The following is a 14,935-nucleotide window of genomic DNA, read 5'->3' as shown; positions in this document are numbered from 1 at the left end:
TTGAAGCCCTGTGATTGATGTTTGTTCGCACTTCCATCAGATCACACTTCAAGGTGTAAGTTCACTCCAATCTAATGATTTATATGTAAATCATCAGGGGATTCTTCAGAGCAGAGCACAGTAGGATCCCCTAATAATTCATAACCCCAACAGTCATGAATTAATGAGAGTTCAGCCTGTTTCTTCACAGCACAAAGCGCGTCATCTGCTGATATGGAATAGTCATGCCGTCGCCGTAACAGTTCTTTGCCCCATCCTGACTATCGATAACACATTCAGTTTCTTCACCGTGTTTGCTTGGAAGTGCCGCTGTAATTACTGCATTTCTCCGTATAACCCTACCCACAAAAATGCCTGTTACACCAACAAGGCTATCGATGTGCCGTCCTAAATGAGTTAAGTTAGTGAAGCTATCAATGTTGATGAATAGATAAGCGACCGTGCTGTGTAGCAGTGTTACGAACGAGAGCCTGAGATGGTGAACTGACAGTTAAACATGGACGTTGTTTGGCAAAGGAGATCCAAGAAAGGATTGCTGTTGCTCCCCCTTTGAGTCAACTCTTGATTTAAATACAAAAACGAACGATCCCATTCGACAACAATAACGCCAAGTTACTGGCCATCCCCAGTGAATAACCCAATGATTAATCGAATTAATTATTCAATTCGACTAATTCATGCTGGCGAGGATCACCTGCGTGGCATCAAAACAGGCGAAACATGATTCGCCGACAGCCAAACTCTGCATTTGGGTGAGTGGCATCACTGAATAGATGATGTCTTTGCCATCAATATCTATGGCTAATTCGGCCTTATCGCCAAGTTCAGTCACGCTCAGCAAACAACCGCTTAAGCAATTTTGCCCATCCACTTCACAGGCATAAGTCGTCGCCAGTACAGCGGGGGCTTTAAACAGTAACAACACAGATTTATCCAGGGCTAACTGCAAGCGTTCGCGGCTCGAATGGGTCACTGAAATCTGAATCTGTTGTCCGCCCGCTAAGGTCACGCTGATTTTGTCATTTAATCCAAATGAATCAATGCTATTGATACGACCCGTTAACTGATTGCGGGCGCTGGTGTTGAGGGAGAAATGCGCCATCACATCCAATAAACTGTGCATATCGACGGATTCATCGAGCAAGGCAGCCAAAGCCATTTCTTGTACTTGGGAGGTGATGGAATACACCTTAAGCAACCGTTCGCCAAATTCGGTGAGTTTAGCGCCGCCACCGCCTTTGCCGCCCTTTTCGCTACACACTACGGGTTCGGGCATGGCGGTGTTCATCTCATTGATCGCGTCCCACGCCGCTTTATAACTGATCCCCGCAAGCTTGGCGCCTTGGCTAATCGAGCCTGTGTTGGCAACCTGCTCAAGCAGGCTTATCCGCCTAGGATTGGCGAAGGGCTTATCCCCGAGGGAAAGCGTAAGTAATGCATGTAAATCCATCGTCTATCCAGCACCCAAGTCTGACTTGAGTCCTATTGTCCTTCATCGTCTTGAGGATACCAATAAGATTGCCGAGATATTTCAGCGGATGAATGCCATTAATCCGCAAGAAACCGCACACAGATCACTAATTGATTGCTTAGGGCTTGAATGATCGATATATAGATTGATATATAACGATCACTTTTTATCACGGAGGAACACAATGAAATCCATTCACCTTAAGCAATTACTGCGTTTTACCACGGCTTCATTATTCACAATCGTACTGACATCTAGCCCAATTTTTGCGGCAGACAATGAGCAAGTGACTGTTTTTGCAGCGGCATCGCTCACCAATGCCCTTAACGAAATCGGCCAGCAATATGAAAAAGAACACAATACTAAGGTGATATTCTCCTTCGCCTCTTCTTCAACACTGGCAAAACAAGTGGCCAATGGTGCGCCCGCCGATCTGTTTGTCTCGGCGAATCAAAAGTGGATGGATTATCTGGTCGATGCTAAAGCGGTCGATGTTAGCAGCCGAAAAACCTTGTTAAAAAATACCTTAGTCTTGATTGCCGAGAAAAATAGTCCCATCACAGAAGTCGTGCTCAATGGCGATTGGGATATTAAAGCCGCATTAAAAGGCAGTCGTATGGCTGTTGGCGACCCAGATCATGTACCCGCTGGACAATATGCCAAGCAAGCCCTCGAAAACCTCAAGCTATGGCAAGCCGCTGAGCCCTTACTCGCCCGTGCTAACAATGTCCGTGCCGCCCTCGCTTTGGTTGAACAGGGTGAAGCGCCGCTTGGCATAGTGTATTCAACCGATGCGAAAGTCGCTCAAAAGATCAAAATCGTTGGCACCTTCCCAGAAACGAGTTACAGCCCAATTGAATACCCTGTCGCCTTAGTCAAACAAGAATCGACCGCAAGCGCCAAAGCGTTCAATGAGTATCTGCAGGGCCCAAGCGCAAAAAATGTGTTTGAGAAATATGGCTTTGGAGTGAATTAGGGTGCTGAGTGGTTCTTTGTTAAGCGGCTCATTTTTAAGCGGCTCTATGCTAAGTGGCTCTCTTTTAAGCGACTATGAAATTGCCGCACTGCTACTCAGTATAAAGGTGTCATCCGTTGCCGTTATCGCCAGTTTACCCTTGGGTATTTTATGCGCTTGGTTGCTGGCAAGGGTCGAGTTTCCTGGCAAGGCTATATTTGACAGTGTGCTCCATCTACCACTGGTGTTACCGCCCGTGGTAGTGGGTTACCTCTTGCTGATCAGCATGGGCCGCCAAGGTTTTATCGGCCAGTGGTTATTTAATTGGTTTGGCATCAGTTTTAGCTTTAGTTGGCGCGGTGCGGCCCTCGCGGCGGCGATAGTGTCATTCCCACTGATGGTCAGAGCCATACGCCAATCCTTTGAAACTGTTGATATTCGACTCGAGCAGGCCGCACGCACTTTAGGTAGCAGTCGATGGCGGGTATTTCTCACCATCACACTGCCGCTCACCTCTCCAGGGATAGTGTCAGGCATAATTATCGCCTTTGCTCGCAGCCTAGGGGAATTTGGTTCGACCATTACCTTCGTTTCTAATATTCCCGGTGAAACTCGTACAATTCCGCTCGCTATGTACTCTTTTATTGAAACCCCTGGGGCAGAATATCAGGCCATGCGTCTGTGCATTATCTCGATAGTGATCGCACTAGCATCTTTACTCGCCTCCCAATGGCTGAGTAAAAAAGCCCTGCAGAGGACAGCAAGCGTATGCTAAGGATCAATATTGAAAAACGGTTCGGACAGTTGCAACTGAAAGTCGATACCCAATTGCCATTGCAAGGCGTGACAGCCGTTTTTGGCCGCTCGGGTGCGGGTAAGACCTCGCTCGTGAACCTACTTGGCGGGCTTTCGACCCCAGATAGCGGTGAAATCCGCCTCGGCGACAAACTGCTTTATCAACAAGGCAAAGTGAACCTTCCCCCAGAGAAGCGCCAAATTGGCTATGTATTTCAAGAAGCACGACTGTTCCCGCACTATAGCGTAAAGGGCAATCTCAACTATGGTGTGCGTAAAGCTAACCCAGTCTTGTTCGATAGAATTGTGCAGTTACTGGGAATTGAAAAACTCCTCAGTCGCTATCCCAGCACGCTATCGGGCGGTGAAAAACAACGGGTTGCCATTGGCCGTGCCCTGCTGACATCGCCCGATATGCTGTTGATGGATGAGCCGTTGGCATCGCTCGATTTACCCCGTAAACGCGAGTTACTACCCTACTTGCAAACCTTATCGCAGGAACTAAAACTGCCGATAGTGTATGTGAGCCACAGCCTAGATGAGATCTTACAACTGGCGGATTATATGCTGGTGCTGCATCAGGGGAAATTGATTGCCCAAGGCGCCTTAAGTGAAGTGTGGAATAGCGAGCAGATGCGGCCTTGGGTGCCATTGCAGGAACTCAGCTCACTCCTCAGTGCAAAGGTCGCCGACAGACATCCCGACTACCCCATGACGCGACTCGTGATGGATGATGGAAACTATTTGTGGGTAAGTGGCTATCTGGCTGAAACGGCGAAGAAACTCAAAGTGCGTATTCAGGCAAATCATGTCTCGGTTTGCACTGAGATCCCCAAAGGCTCAAGTATCCGTAACCTGCTAAAGGGAGAAATTAAAGAGTTATACCCCAGCGATAACGGCGAGCAAATCCAATTAAAAATCGCCCTAGGCCGCGATGAACTTTGGGCCAACATCACCCCTTGGGCCTGCGACGAACTGCAACTCACTCATGGCAAAGCGATTTATGCACAAATCAAAGGCGTGACTATGACGCAAATGGATATCGCCGAATCCCACTAGTTCAACCTAGAGCACCGTTCGAAAACCAAATTTCAGGCACAAAAAAACCGACTCTAGGTCGGTTTTAGTTCCTTCATCAGAAGGATTTGGTACCAGTGGCCAGACTCGAACTGGCACGCTTTTAAGGGCGGGGGATTTTGAAAAGATAGTGCTTAAAACCACTTTTATTTTTCAGTAAGTTACGGCATCATTATCGCACTTTGCAAATTCTTTGCAAAACCCACATCAGACTCTGACCATGAGCAAACAACTCGAACGACACGATATCTCAGACGAATTATACGTCTACCTGCAAGACAATAGCGAACGTTGGTACGCGCGGATTAAAGTTGCTGGCAAGTGGATTGCCAAAGCGACTAAACAAAAGGAAAAAGAGAAAGCCATAGCCATGGCTCACCGCCTACAAATGGAATTCGAGTTCATGGCTGAACGTGGCCTTTTTGTTAGCTCCAAACGTTTTCGTGATGTGGCAGATAAAGCCATTAAGGCTATGCAACAGTCTATCGACAATGGTAAGGATATCGAGAAGTACACGACTTATATGCAGGTACTTCGCAAGTATCACATCCCCTTTTTCGAACGCATTTACATCACCTCTATCGACAGCGATAAGCTACGTGAATTTGATAAATGGCGAATAGAGCAATTCGGCCGTGAGCCAGCAAAGTCGACGCTACTGAACCACAATGCTGCTATGCAGTTAGTGTTCAAAGAAGCCGTTAACCAGAAGTGGATGCTGGCAGCCCAAGTGCCATCATTGTCGACTAAAGGGGCGGGCTCACAACGGCGAGCGCATTTTTCACATGAAGAATATGAAAAGGCATTCGATGCCGTATTAGCACTTGAGCAAAATAGCCGTAAGGAGAAAACCCGCCAAATTCGTGAGCTGCTCATCGATTACATGGAGTTTGCGGTCTATACAGGTATTCGACCTGGGACTGAGATGGAACATCTTACGTGGGGTGATATTCAAATGGAGTCCAAGGAACACGATGTTGTTTTTTCTATTACGGTTACCAAAGGTAAAACGGTTAAGCACACAGGCACAAGGGAGGTGATATGTCGCGATGAAATCTTTTCCAGTGTTAATGCATTGCGTGACCGATTCCCGAACAGAAAGCCTTCTGACAAGCTGTTTCGCTTAGCTGATGGTTCAACCACCAATGAACTGGGTAAAGCTTTTGAAAAGGCCATATCCGAAGCAGGTTTAAAGTCATCTCCGCATGGCGTTAGAACACTTTACTCATTACGCCATACCTACATTACGTGGCAACTGATGTCAGGCAACGTCAGCATGGAAGTGTTGGCTAAACAATGTGGCACCAGCATTGCCATGATTGAACAGCACTACAGCCATGTGACACCAAAGATGTACAGCAAAGAGCTATCAGGTGTTGACCTTGGTAAGGGTGGCCCCGTAGCAAAAGAGAAAAGCATCACTCGGAAGAGAATAATTGACACCAAGCGTTCGGCACTCTTTAAAGAGTGGCACCTCAACTACAAACAGCGAGGCTGTATTTAAGCTTTAGGCAACGTCTGACTTTTTAGTGATGTTCGACTCGGTAGCAACTCATGTGGCTCACAGTCGAGCACCTCTGCAATCTTATATAACATATCGAGCGTGATGTTCGCCTCCGCTCGTTCTATACGGCCGATATAACTGCGGTCAATCTCTGCACGTAACGCCAATTCATCTTGAGATAAGCCTCTGAGCTTTCTCATTTTACGCATCGCATGACCAAATTCAGTCGCTAATGTTTTCATAGTGTCTCCTTCGTCACAAGGCAACCACTATGGGAATTTGCTTACCAACTAACCACGGATTATAATCCGCATTTAGTGCATATAGTCCTCATTTAAGTCCTTGAGCAAACCTGAGTTCTGCATGTCTAGCAAAGCCGATTGCTCTTCACGTATCACAAGGAAAAATAATGAACTCCTACAACGTCATTTTTAAAGGTGAGATAGCAGAAGGAAAAGACCGCCATAAGCTGAGTCAGGCACTGGCAAAGTTTTTGACAGTCCCCGAGGAAAAAGCACACCTACTGTTCTCGGGTAATCCGATATGCATTAAGAAAGCTCTGAGCGAAAGTGAAGCTAACGCACTAAAAGCCAAGTTGAACGCTGTGGGTATCATTACCCACATCAAGCCAGTAGCAACTCAAGCCACAACTGCGGCCCCTGTAGCCACAACACCTGTAACACCACAACAAGTAGCGAAGCCATCGATTGAAGCTAAGCCGTCTGCGGCCACCAAGCCTACAGTGAAGTCCTATGATGATTTAAGTAAAAGCTGGCAAAAGGTGTTTGCTGAATTTGACCTAAGACAAGCTGACAAGTTGGGCTATTTTGCTTCAGCAAAAAGTCCTGCACATACCTCAAGGCCTAAAAAGGAGCAATTAAAGGGGCAGAATGTGGTTAACATGAATGCGCTCGCTTTTGTGTTTGGCTCGGGGTACTACTTCGCTAAGGGCATGTGGAAGAAAGGCATTTATCTGTTTCTCATGCTAATGCTGCTGAACCTGATAATCATAGCAGTTGCATCACTCATTACTGACAAGAACCTGAGCAAGCTTCCTTTTATCATCAATTCTATTGTCTTTGGTCTTACGGCTAATTATGACTATTACCGTTATTACAAGCTTGGTGAAACTATATGGCCTTGGATGCCAAAGTGGATGACGGGCTGGATAGGTATCATATCCTCTGCGGTTGTTACGTTTGTTGCGTTCCTTATCGTCTTAATCATTCTCGGCATTCGTTTCGGTGAACCATTAAATATTCTCTATGTAAAAGAGGGGTTCCTCGAAGACTACAAGCAAACCAACATAGGTCAGGCGTTTGATAAATGGACGCCTTGCGCCAACACGGCTTGGGTAGAGCAAGAAGCCAGCAATGGCATTACCACAGTGGTATATACCTGCAATATGAAGCTGAAACACTTCAAGCAAGTGGGTCAAAAAGCCTCTGAAGCGGTAACTGGAAAAGTAGATAAAACCTTTATCTCTCAGGTCACACGCGCATCATTGACGATTCAGTTTCTCATCAATCTCGACGATACCTTTGAAGTGAATACAGCAAAGTGGCAACTGTCATTGGGAGAAGGTAAAGAGTACACCCCGTATATCACCGCCAACTATGCCCTAGATGACATCTACAGTAACTCACTCAACAAGGCTATCGGCGAAATATTCACACCAGAAAACATCCTCCTCAATCAAGTAACGAAGTAATCATCAAGACCAACAGCCTGCTTTAATCAGGACAACATAACAGGGAACACCTATGAATAAGTGCATTCACGCAAGCATCAAACTCGCCATAACGTCGATAAAGACACCGCCATCAAAGGCAAATCCACTACTTTTGAGCATAGTCGCAGCAACATTACTCGCTGGCTGTGGCGGCTCGGAAGGTGACAACAACGATGACAACGGACAAGTCACCCCAACCGTCTACAGCATCCCAGCGACGGCAAGCCTTGGCGGAAAAATAAGCCCAGCAATCAACATGGTTGAATCCGGTCATGCAACTACCTTCACAGTGACACCCGATACCGGTTATCAAATCGATGATATCAGTGGTTGTGGTGGCGCATTAACCCAAAACAACTATAAAACAGCAGTTATAAATGTCCAGTGCGCTGTCACCGTATCTTTCAAACTCAGTACGTATAAAATCACCACGCAAGCAACAACTGGAGGCCAAATCAGTCCCGAGAGTATTGATGTCAGTTACAACACCCACGCCAACTTTAACCTCTCAACGGACATCGGCTATCAAATTGAATCCATCACAGGCTGTAATGGCACGCTCAATAACAATGAGTACACCACAGGCACAGTGACATCGGGCTGCCAAATCAACGCTACATTTACCCCAACTGGTGATGGTTCGCTTGCTACGCGTTATCTTGATAATGGCGATGGCACCATTACAGACTTGTTGTCCAATCAGATGTGGATGCGTTGCAGTATCGGGCAAACATGGCAAAACAAGAGTTGCCAAGGTAAGGCAAGCAGCTTCACTTGGGCAGTTGCAAACGCAATGTCATACTCAGATGGTAATTACTCCGATTGGCGCTTACCGACAAAAGATGAGCTGAATTTACTCACTTACTGCTCATCAGGCAAACCAAGATATTGGAAGGTTGGCGATGGGGTATGTGAGGGTGATTTTGACAGTCCAGTTATTGCACAAGCTGCGTTTCCACAAACTCCCGCCGCACCATTCTGGACATCTACTGCAAGCGGCAATGTTATCAATATTGGATATGCATGGAACATTAATTTTGCACATGGATACGGGAGTTGGAATTATTCAGTCGTTAACATGCATGTTAGGTTAATAAGAAACGTCTCTAAATAACAATAACCAATCAGGTGGGCATTGCAGGTAAAGCGCAGCAATGCCTACCACTTCCAGTCCAAAGATTACCTTTGAAATGAATACCTTTCTGTAAATAAGAGACTGGCAATATCAACAAGCCATTGTCCTGCCATACCCTCGCCATTAGATGGCTTCAAATGATAGGATACCGACATAAAACTCAGGAGCTTGAAATGACACACTATAAACGCGAGTTTGGTGAAGACTTTAATTTAGGCTTTAACCTCACTGATTTCCCTTGGTTGAAAGATAAGAGTTGGCACAATGACGTCAGCCCAAGCTTTACCTTTAAAGCAGGTTCTCAGTACCTTGTCCTTTGGGTCGACTATGAAGAACCTGATAGCCGCGAACTCGGGCAAGAACGCTACCTTGTGATGACGGCAATCAATGAAGGTACAGAAACTGACCCAGAAATCTACACAGGTGAAGATAGCGAAGTGGTATTGGCGACCGAAAGCCCCTCTGAATTAACGGCATACCTGAGACAGTTAGCCTCAGCCCATTAGTCATGGAACCACTATCAAGAGCCACTTGAACTAATGGATTGTTACGTAAATGGTGGAGCCCTAAAGAGGTTAATGGCTGAAATTATAACTTAACTCGCTTTCTTAGTACTACAAAGGTTGCTTTATGATCGCTATGGTACATTAATACAATCGAAAAATTATTCTGAAGAATTGGTACATTCTTTTAGTAAAATTTTTCGTAAATGTTCGTCAGTCACTCCAACTAAAGCTGCTACACAACTGGACCGTAAAGTAGAACGCTCAATTGCTTTACTTAAATTTTGAGCAGCAACACCTGTTGAGAAAAGTTTACCGAAAGTTATTTGGGTGGTTTGATCCACGGTAGTCTTATTATCAAAACTCCCGAAAACTGATAATGCATCCCGCTGGTTAACAAACAAAGCCTTTGCTAGCTGTTTTTGAGCATCACTTGTTATTTTCTGTGCGTTGTCCAATGTAATCTTTGCATTTTCTTCTTTTTGTTTAGCATCCTGAAGTTCAACTGATATGTCGTCTATTTTTGTTGCAGCGGGAAGTGAAGACAATTTTTTTTTGTTTAATTTCACATACACCTCATTGATGCTATTGAGAGTAGCAGTGGATTCCTCTGGTGAAATATCAACACCAAACGATTTATTGAATGATTCTATATACGTTTGTGCTGTTACAAGTTGTTGAACTAATGTCGTAGCATTGGAATAAGCTAACTCTGCGTTTTTTTGAGCAGCTATTGCATCATATAGCTTTTTAACTTTTTCAGCTTGAAGTTGGTCTGTTTTTTGGTCTGAATCCTGTTGCTCACCCCGTCCATATGTCGCATACACCTCTTTTATTTCAGTTATATGGGGACCTTCTATTTGTTGCTCCTTAGATACAGCAACTGGAACATAAGCTGCGTCGACGTTCTTGTAACCGACACTTACAGTGACTCCTGAAGATTCTGTTGTTGGAGCAGAGACATCAATCCCAACAACTTGTTTTGAAGTGTAAACCAATGGGGCTTGTTCCAATGCAGAACATCCAAACAAAAAAGAAAAAATTGCAATGTAAAGCGATGTGAATTTAATCATTGACATTTCCTTGGCTTAGATTTGTTTTTACAGCGCAAATGTTGATATATAGGTCTTTATTGCTTTCAATTTCCTTTAAAAGAGACAAAGATTCAGTTTGATTTTCTACTAGAATTATCATTGAGCAATGATCATCATTTAACTCCTTTTTTATTGAAAACTCGTCCAAATAACCGAGGGAAATAATGGAATCGGATACCATGAAGCCGAATCCATGAAGTCTTACCGCAGCTAAGGAATCACTACCAGCATTGACTGTTATCAAAGGAATTCCAAAATAACGCTCACTTGTAATTGATCCTGACTCAAGTACTTGTACTGTTGTACATGAAGTCAAGGAAATACAAGTAGCAAACGTATTGAGCAGAACTAGGTTTGAGGTGGGGCTGTAATGCATTGCCAGTCCTTAGCAAAGTTTAAGCTTATTTGTAATGAATATATTTTAGACGAAGTTGGAGTTATTGCCAGTTTCTGCTTTCCAATACGTAGTATGTGATGAAACTCAGTGTGCCACTACAAGCAATGCTCCGCGCTCCCGCAGACTGATTGCTTTTAACATTGAATCGCCACTACTTTACTAGATGACTTTTATACTCATAAAATCGCAACACTAAGCAGCTTTAAGACGAATATATCGAGTTTGTGAGACGAACAACGACATCTGCACTTTAATAGAAGTTAAAGTGCAATTTCTGAGTGTTTTAGCGTTTAATCGACGTACTTTGCGCATTATCGTGACAAACTTCTCTCAAACTCAGTTTATGCAGCATAATATGCATAAATAGTCACATACCCATCAAATTTTAATGTTTCACTCTTAAAATCAACTCAGACTGAACTCAGAACAAAGTATCGCTTAACAGCTTTGAATTTGTAGAGTTCCTAAATTGAGATGAGTAAAGTCTAAGCTTCTTACTAAAGGGCCAGATTCAATGTGCCACAACACAAAGCAGAAGCCACCAACGAAAACACAATTAAATGATAAAATAAAAATCAAAAAAACAATAACCGCAACAAAACAAAATAAAATCAAATAAAAAACAACTTGATCACAATAAAAAACAACATGGCCGCGAAATACATTTCTTTATTATTGGATATCAATAAATTTAAGTCATAAAAAGAATTGGCACTAAAGTATTATTTCAATTTGATACATTTGAAACTAATGTGTTTCAAATAAGCAACAGGTAACACCATTACCATTGCAACTGCTAATTATTCAAGCCAAAATGATGCAATGTTAAAGGGAACTTATGTCAAATCTATTTCGTCAGCAGGTTGTAGACGAACAAAAACAACGGCTTTATGGAGATATATCTTTAGCTCAACCTCTTTCTATATATACCGTATCCCTATCTATATTATTAATAGTTACTGCGATTATTTTATTTTTATATTTTTCACATTACGCTCGCAAGGAAACGGTTCGCGGATATTTAGTGCCTGACAAGGGTGTGATAAAAACCTACGCTAATCGCAGTGGCAATGTGGATATCTTGCACGTAAAGGAAGGTAGTGATGTCAATGCAGGCGACCCATTAGTCACCGTCATAATAAGAAGCAGCATGGCATCTGGTTTTGAGTTAAGCGAAACACTGATAAGTGAGTTAAAACAACAGCAAAGTATTTTAAATCAAGAATTAGATAACAACATAGAGCTGAATGCAGCCGAGACTCTTAGGCTAGAAAAAAGGTTGTCTGACTTATCAGAGTCGATGAAGGTATTATCTAGACAAAAACAGTTGTTAGCAGAAAAATTAAACATACAAGTTGCACAGAAAACACAACACGACAAGCTCTACAAAGATGGTTATTTATCAGAGCTTGATTATCAGCTTCAATTATCAAAATTAATTGAAGTAAAGCAAGAAGTAGAAAACTTAGAGTCGAACAAAATATCGATTGACCGCGAGTTAAATCAAACTCACTCTGAATTAGTGAGCTTACCGTTCCAATTTAATTTAAAACAGTCAGATGTTCATAAGCGCCAATCTGATATTCAAAGACAATTAAATGAAGCGGAGAATAGTTACAAATTTGTTATAATCGCTCAAGAATCAGGTACTGTGGCGGCAGTAAGTGTTGTTGAGGGCGAGTTTATTGCAAGTAATCGTCCATTAATGAGCATTATCCCAAAGGGCTCTTCATTGGTAGCAGAGTTATTACTACCAACAAGAAGTGCGGGGTTTGTTAAACAGGGTGATGAGGCTAGATTGCGCTTTGATGCATTTCCTTATCAACGGTTTGGTTTTCTGCACAGTGAAGTATTGCGCGTAGATAAAGCGCTACTACTCGATGGCGAAGCCGATTTACCCGTTAAGTTATTAGAGCCTGTTTACCGCATAAGGACAACCTTATCCGCGCAAGATATGCAGGCTTATGGTGAAGCATTCCCCCTTAAAAGCGGCATGCTCTTAGAGGCTGACATCGTTCTGGACAGGCGCACGTTGCTCGATTGGCTACTTGACCCAATTTACAGCCTGCGTGGAAGGGTGAGTTAATGACAATTGCAACTGACAAACATGCCGCCTTGATGGCAAGCGAGAGCAATAGTCCCGTTGACTTACTTGAGTTCTCTGGCAATAAGCGTGTGCCACTTATTTTACAAGCTGAAATGGCTGAATGCGGCCTTGCCTGTATGGCGATGATAGCAAGCTTCAACGGTCACAAGTTAGACATGGGGGCGTTACGCAAGCGCTTCACCGCTAATTTAAAAGGGATGAATTTACAGCAGTTAATTGCGCTAGGTGATTCCATTGGCCTTTCAAGCCGAGCGCTGAAATGTCCGCTTGAAGAAATAGGTAAATTAGCTTTACCTTGTGTCCTTCACTGGGATATGAACCACTTTGTTGTACTGACAGGTGTAACCAAGAAGAACATCAGCGTAAATGATCCCGCTGTTGGCAAGCGCACTTTATCGCTACAAGAGTTTGCCAAGCATTTTACGGGCATTGCGCTTGAACTGACACCGACGAAGGCATTTGTAAAGCAAGATGAGCGCCAACAAATGCGCTTAAGCCAATTGTGGACCAAAATCAGCGGTGTAAATGCTGCATTAGTTACGCTATTTGTGCTGTCAGTACTGCTACAAGTATTTGCTTTAGTCACACCTTATTACATGCAATGGGTGGTTGATGAGGTATTAGTAAGCCAAGACCAGCCTTTGCTTATTGTACTGGCAATTGGGTTTAGCCTACTGGTGGCCATTAATGTATTTACCACCAGTGTGCGTAGCTGGTTAGTGTTGAGAGTATCGAGTCTACTGAATATGCAAATGGGGGTAAATTTACTGCGCCACCTCCTGCGCTTACCCATGAGCTATTTTGAAAAGCGTCATATTGGTGATTTAGTGTCTCGTTTTGGCTCGCTGGCACAAGTGCGAGAACGGCTAACGACGGGTCTAGTTGAAACGGTTGTTGATGGTGTGATGTCAATTGCGGTTTTGGTAATGATGCTTATTTACAGCGTAAAACTGACACTTGTCGTTATAGCTGCTGTGGCATTATACACCTTGATGCGTTTTGCATTATATCGCCCATTGCATAGAGCCACCGAAGAGTCGATTCAAGCTCAAGCTAAGGAGCAAAGTAATTTTTTAGAAAATATCAGGGGCATTCAAACAATTAAGTTGTTTACCTGTGAAAGTGCGAGACAAGGTATTTGGCAAAATCGTTACAGTGAAGTCATTAACGCAGATATTCGTTTAGGTAGGCTAAAAATCAGCTTCGATGCGATGAATAAACTGTTGTTCGGTATTGAAAATATCATTGTGATTTACTTGGCGGCAATGATTGTCATGAGCGGTGGCCTCACCATCGGCATGGTATTAGCCTTTATTGCTTACAAAAATCAAATGACTGATCGAGTGGCAAGCTTAATTGAACAGTTAATTATGTTTCGTATGTTGCGATTACACCTTGACCGTATTTCTGATATCGCTCTTCATGAACAAGAGGCGCATCAAGAGAGTTTTACACAGCTCAACATCGTTAAAGGACGCTTAAGTTTAGAGAATGTCAGCTTTAGTTACGGAATGAATGAACCTGAAGTGATTAGTAACCTTAGCCTTGATATTCAGGCCGGTGAATCGGTAGCTATTGTAGGGGCTTCTGGCTGCGGCAAGACCACCTTAGTGAAGTTAATGCTGGGCTTGTTAATACCAACGAATGGACGTGTTTTGCTTGATGGACAAGATATAAACCATATTGGCTTAACCCAGTATAGGCAACAAATCGCAGCCGTTATGCAGGACGATACCCTGCTATCAGGCTCAATTGCTGACAATCTTACTTTTTTTGACCCAGAGCCTAATTACGTGAAGATGCAACAATGCGCGCAGCATGCAGCGATAGATATGGATATTGCACGTATGCCAATGGGATATAACAGTTTAGTGGGCGATATGGGTAACCAATTTTCCGGTGGGCAAGTGCAGCGCTTATTGCTTGCGAGAGCCTTATATCAGTCTCCCTCGATTTTGTTTATGGATGAAGCAACAAGTCATCTGGACATTATGAATGAAGCAAAAATCAGTGAGCAGATAAAAGCACTGAGCATGACTCGCATCATCATTGCCCATAGACCAGAAACTATTAAACAGGCAGATAGAGTGGTCTTAATGCACCAAGGGAAAATGATGAGTGCAGAAGAATTACAGCAAGCCCAGCCGGCATCGTAATGCCCAGAG

At 43.6% G+C, this 14,935-nt stretch carries 13 protein-coding genes and 1 pseudogene; 9 read left to right on the top strand and 5 right to left on the bottom strand.

What is annotated here, in order from left to right; genetic code table 11:
• Nucleotides 1-134: 134 nt before the first annotated feature.
• Together KO537_RS22765 and KO537_RS22760 are read right to left on the bottom strand one after the other, a co-directional pair.
• Nucleotides 135-375, bottom strand: a pseudogene (locus KO537_RS22765) (IS4 family transposase); the annotation flags it as partial.
• Between the two features lie 295 nt (nt 376-670).
• On the bottom strand, nt 671-1,450 hold the full coding sequence (locus tag KO537_RS22760; protein WP_219236010.1) for a TOBE domain-containing protein: 780 nt from the start codon (nt 1,448-1,450) through the stop codon (nt 671-673).
• Between the two features lie 205 nt (nt 1,451-1,655).
• Here KO537_RS22760 and modA point away from each other — a divergent pair, with 205 nt between their 5' ends.
• From modA to KO537_RS22740, 4 genes are all read left to right on the top strand, one after another.
• Nucleotides 1,656-2,447 (top strand): molybdate ABC transporter substrate-binding protein, encoded by a 792-nt coding sequence (gene modA / locus KO537_RS22755; RefSeq protein WP_219236008.1) that lies wholly within the window; start codon nt 1,656-1,658, stop codon nt 2,445-2,447.
• A gap of 16 nt (nt 2,448-2,463) precedes the next feature.
• Nucleotides 2,464-3,201 (top strand): molybdate ABC transporter permease subunit, encoded by a 738-nt coding sequence (gene modB, locus KO537_RS22750; protein WP_219236013.1) that lies wholly within the window; start codon nt 2,464-2,466, stop codon nt 3,199-3,201.
• On the top strand, nt 3,195-4,280 hold the full coding sequence (modC, locus tag KO537_RS22745) for a molybdenum ABC transporter ATP-binding protein ModC (protein WP_219236006.1): 1,086 nt from the start codon (nt 3,195-3,197) through the stop codon (nt 4,278-4,280). Before modB ends, modC begins: the two co-directional genes overlap by 7 nt.
• A gap of 238 nt (nt 4,281-4,518) precedes the next feature.
• Complete coding sequence (locus KO537_RS22740) at nt 4,519-5,802, top strand: site-specific integrase (protein ID WP_219236004.1); 1,284 nt, start codon at nt 4,519-4,521, stop codon at nt 5,800-5,802.
• Here the strand turns inward: KO537_RS22740 and KO537_RS22735 are convergent.
• Nucleotides 5,799-6,044, bottom strand: coding sequence for a helix-turn-helix transcriptional regulator (locus KO537_RS22735; RefSeq protein ID WP_219236002.1), 246 nt, complete (start codon nt 6,042-6,044; stop codon nt 5,799-5,801). The genes KO537_RS22740 and KO537_RS22735 overlap by 4 nt on opposite strands.
• A 167-nt stretch (nt 6,045-6,211) precedes the next feature.
• Here KO537_RS22735 and KO537_RS22730 point away from each other — a divergent pair, with 167 nt between their 5' ends.
• The 3 genes from KO537_RS22730 (at nt 6,212) to KO537_RS22720 (ending at nt 9,175) form a co-directional block, all read left to right on the top strand.
• A complete protein-coding gene (locus KO537_RS22730) occupies nt 6,212-7,513 on the top strand; it encodes a DUF2628 domain-containing protein (protein ID WP_219236001.1) in 1,302 nt (433 codons plus the stop codon).
• A 52-nt stretch (nt 7,514-7,565) separates the two neighbouring features.
• Nucleotides 7,566-8,648 (top strand): DUF1566 domain-containing protein, encoded by a 1,083-nt coding sequence (locus KO537_RS22725; protein WP_219235999.1) that lies wholly within the window; start codon nt 7,566-7,568, stop codon nt 8,646-8,648.
• Nucleotides 8,649-8,842: 194 nt separating this feature from the next.
• Nucleotides 8,843-9,175 (top strand): hypothetical protein, encoded by a 333-nt coding sequence (locus tag KO537_RS22720; protein WP_219235997.1) that lies wholly within the window; start codon nt 8,843-8,845, stop codon nt 9,173-9,175.
• Between the two features lie 158 nt (nt 9,176-9,333).
• Here KO537_RS22720 and KO537_RS22715 read toward each other — a convergent pair whose 3' ends face one another.
• Both KO537_RS22715 and KO537_RS22710 read right to left on the bottom strand, forming a co-directional pair.
• Nucleotides 9,334-10,245 (bottom strand): hypothetical protein, encoded by a 912-nt coding sequence (locus tag KO537_RS22715; RefSeq protein ID WP_219235995.1) that lies wholly within the window; start codon nt 10,243-10,245, stop codon nt 9,334-9,336.
• The gene (locus KO537_RS22710; RefSeq protein ID WP_219235993.1) at nt 10,238-10,642 is read right to left on the bottom strand and encodes a hypothetical protein; all 405 of its coding nucleotides are present in this window, start codon (nt 10,640-10,642) and stop codon (nt 10,238-10,240) included. Before KO537_RS22710 ends, KO537_RS22715 begins: the two co-directional genes overlap by 8 nt.
• An 859-nt stretch (nt 10,643-11,501) precedes the next feature.
• On the opposite strand from KO537_RS22710, the gene KO537_RS22705 reads away from it, so the two are divergent.
• A complete protein-coding gene (locus KO537_RS22705) occupies nt 11,502-12,749 on the top strand; it encodes an HlyD family efflux transporter periplasmic adaptor subunit (protein WP_219235991.1) in 1,248 nt (415 codons plus the stop codon).
• Entirely contained in the window at nt 12,749-14,926 is a 2,178-nt protein-coding gene (locus KO537_RS22700; protein ID WP_219235990.1) for a peptidase domain-containing ABC transporter, read from the top strand. The genes KO537_RS22705 and KO537_RS22700 overlap by 1 nt, the downstream gene beginning before the upstream one ends.
• Nucleotides 14,927-14,935: the final 9 nt, after the last annotated feature.

Source organism: Shewanella sp. NKUCC01_JLK, from assembly GCF_019345615.1.
GTDB lineage: Bacteria > Pseudomonadota > Gammaproteobacteria > Enterobacterales > Shewanellaceae > Shewanella > Shewanella oncorhynchi.
The sequence above is the reverse complement of the archived record's forward strand: the minus strand, read 5'-3'. Positions and strand labels throughout refer to the sequence as shown.

What these genes read in the sequence shown, in the direction of transcription:
- KO537_RS22725 (WP_219235999.1), top strand. Translation starts at nt 7,566, where the DNA reads ATGAATAAGTGCATTCACGCAAGCATCAAACTCGCCATAACGTCGATA.
- KO537_RS22705 (WP_219235991.1), top strand. Translation starts at nt 11,502, where the DNA reads ATGTCAAATCTATTTCGTCAGCAGGTTGTAGACGAACAAAAACAACGG.
- modA (WP_219236008.1), top strand. Translation starts at nt 1,656, where the DNA reads ATGAAATCCATTCACCTTAAGCAATTACTGCGTTTTACCACGGCTTCA.
- KO537_RS22700 (WP_219235990.1), top strand. Translation starts at nt 12,749, where the DNA reads ATGACAATTGCAACTGACAAACATGCCGCCTTGATGGCAAGCGAGAGC.
- KO537_RS22715 (WP_219235995.1), bottom strand. Translation starts at nt 10,245, where the DNA reads ATGATTAAATTCACATCGCTTTACATTGCAATTTTTTCTTTTTTGTTT.
- KO537_RS22720 (WP_219235997.1), top strand. Translation starts at nt 8,843, where the DNA reads ATGACACACTATAAACGCGAGTTTGGTGAAGACTTTAATTTAGGCTTT.
- modC (WP_219236006.1), top strand. Translation starts at nt 3,195, where the DNA reads ATGCTAAGGATCAATATTGAAAAACGGTTCGGACAGTTGCAACTGAAA.
- KO537_RS22735 (WP_219236002.1), bottom strand. Translation starts at nt 6,044, where the DNA reads ATGAAAACATTAGCGACTGAATTTGGTCATGCGATGCGTAAAATGAGA.
- KO537_RS22760 (WP_219236010.1), bottom strand. Translation starts at nt 1,450, where the DNA reads ATGGATTTACATGCATTACTTACGCTTTCCCTCGGGGATAAGCCCTTC.
- KO537_RS22740 (WP_219236004.1), top strand. Translation starts at nt 4,519, where the DNA reads ATGAGCAAACAACTCGAACGACACGATATCTCAGACGAATTATACGTC.
- KO537_RS22730 (WP_219236001.1), top strand. Translation starts at nt 6,212, where the DNA reads ATGAACTCCTACAACGTCATTTTTAAAGGTGAGATAGCAGAAGGAAAA.
- KO537_RS22710 (WP_219235993.1), bottom strand. Translation starts at nt 10,642, where the DNA reads ATGCATTACAGCCCCACCTCAAACCTAGTTCTGCTCAATACGTTTGCT.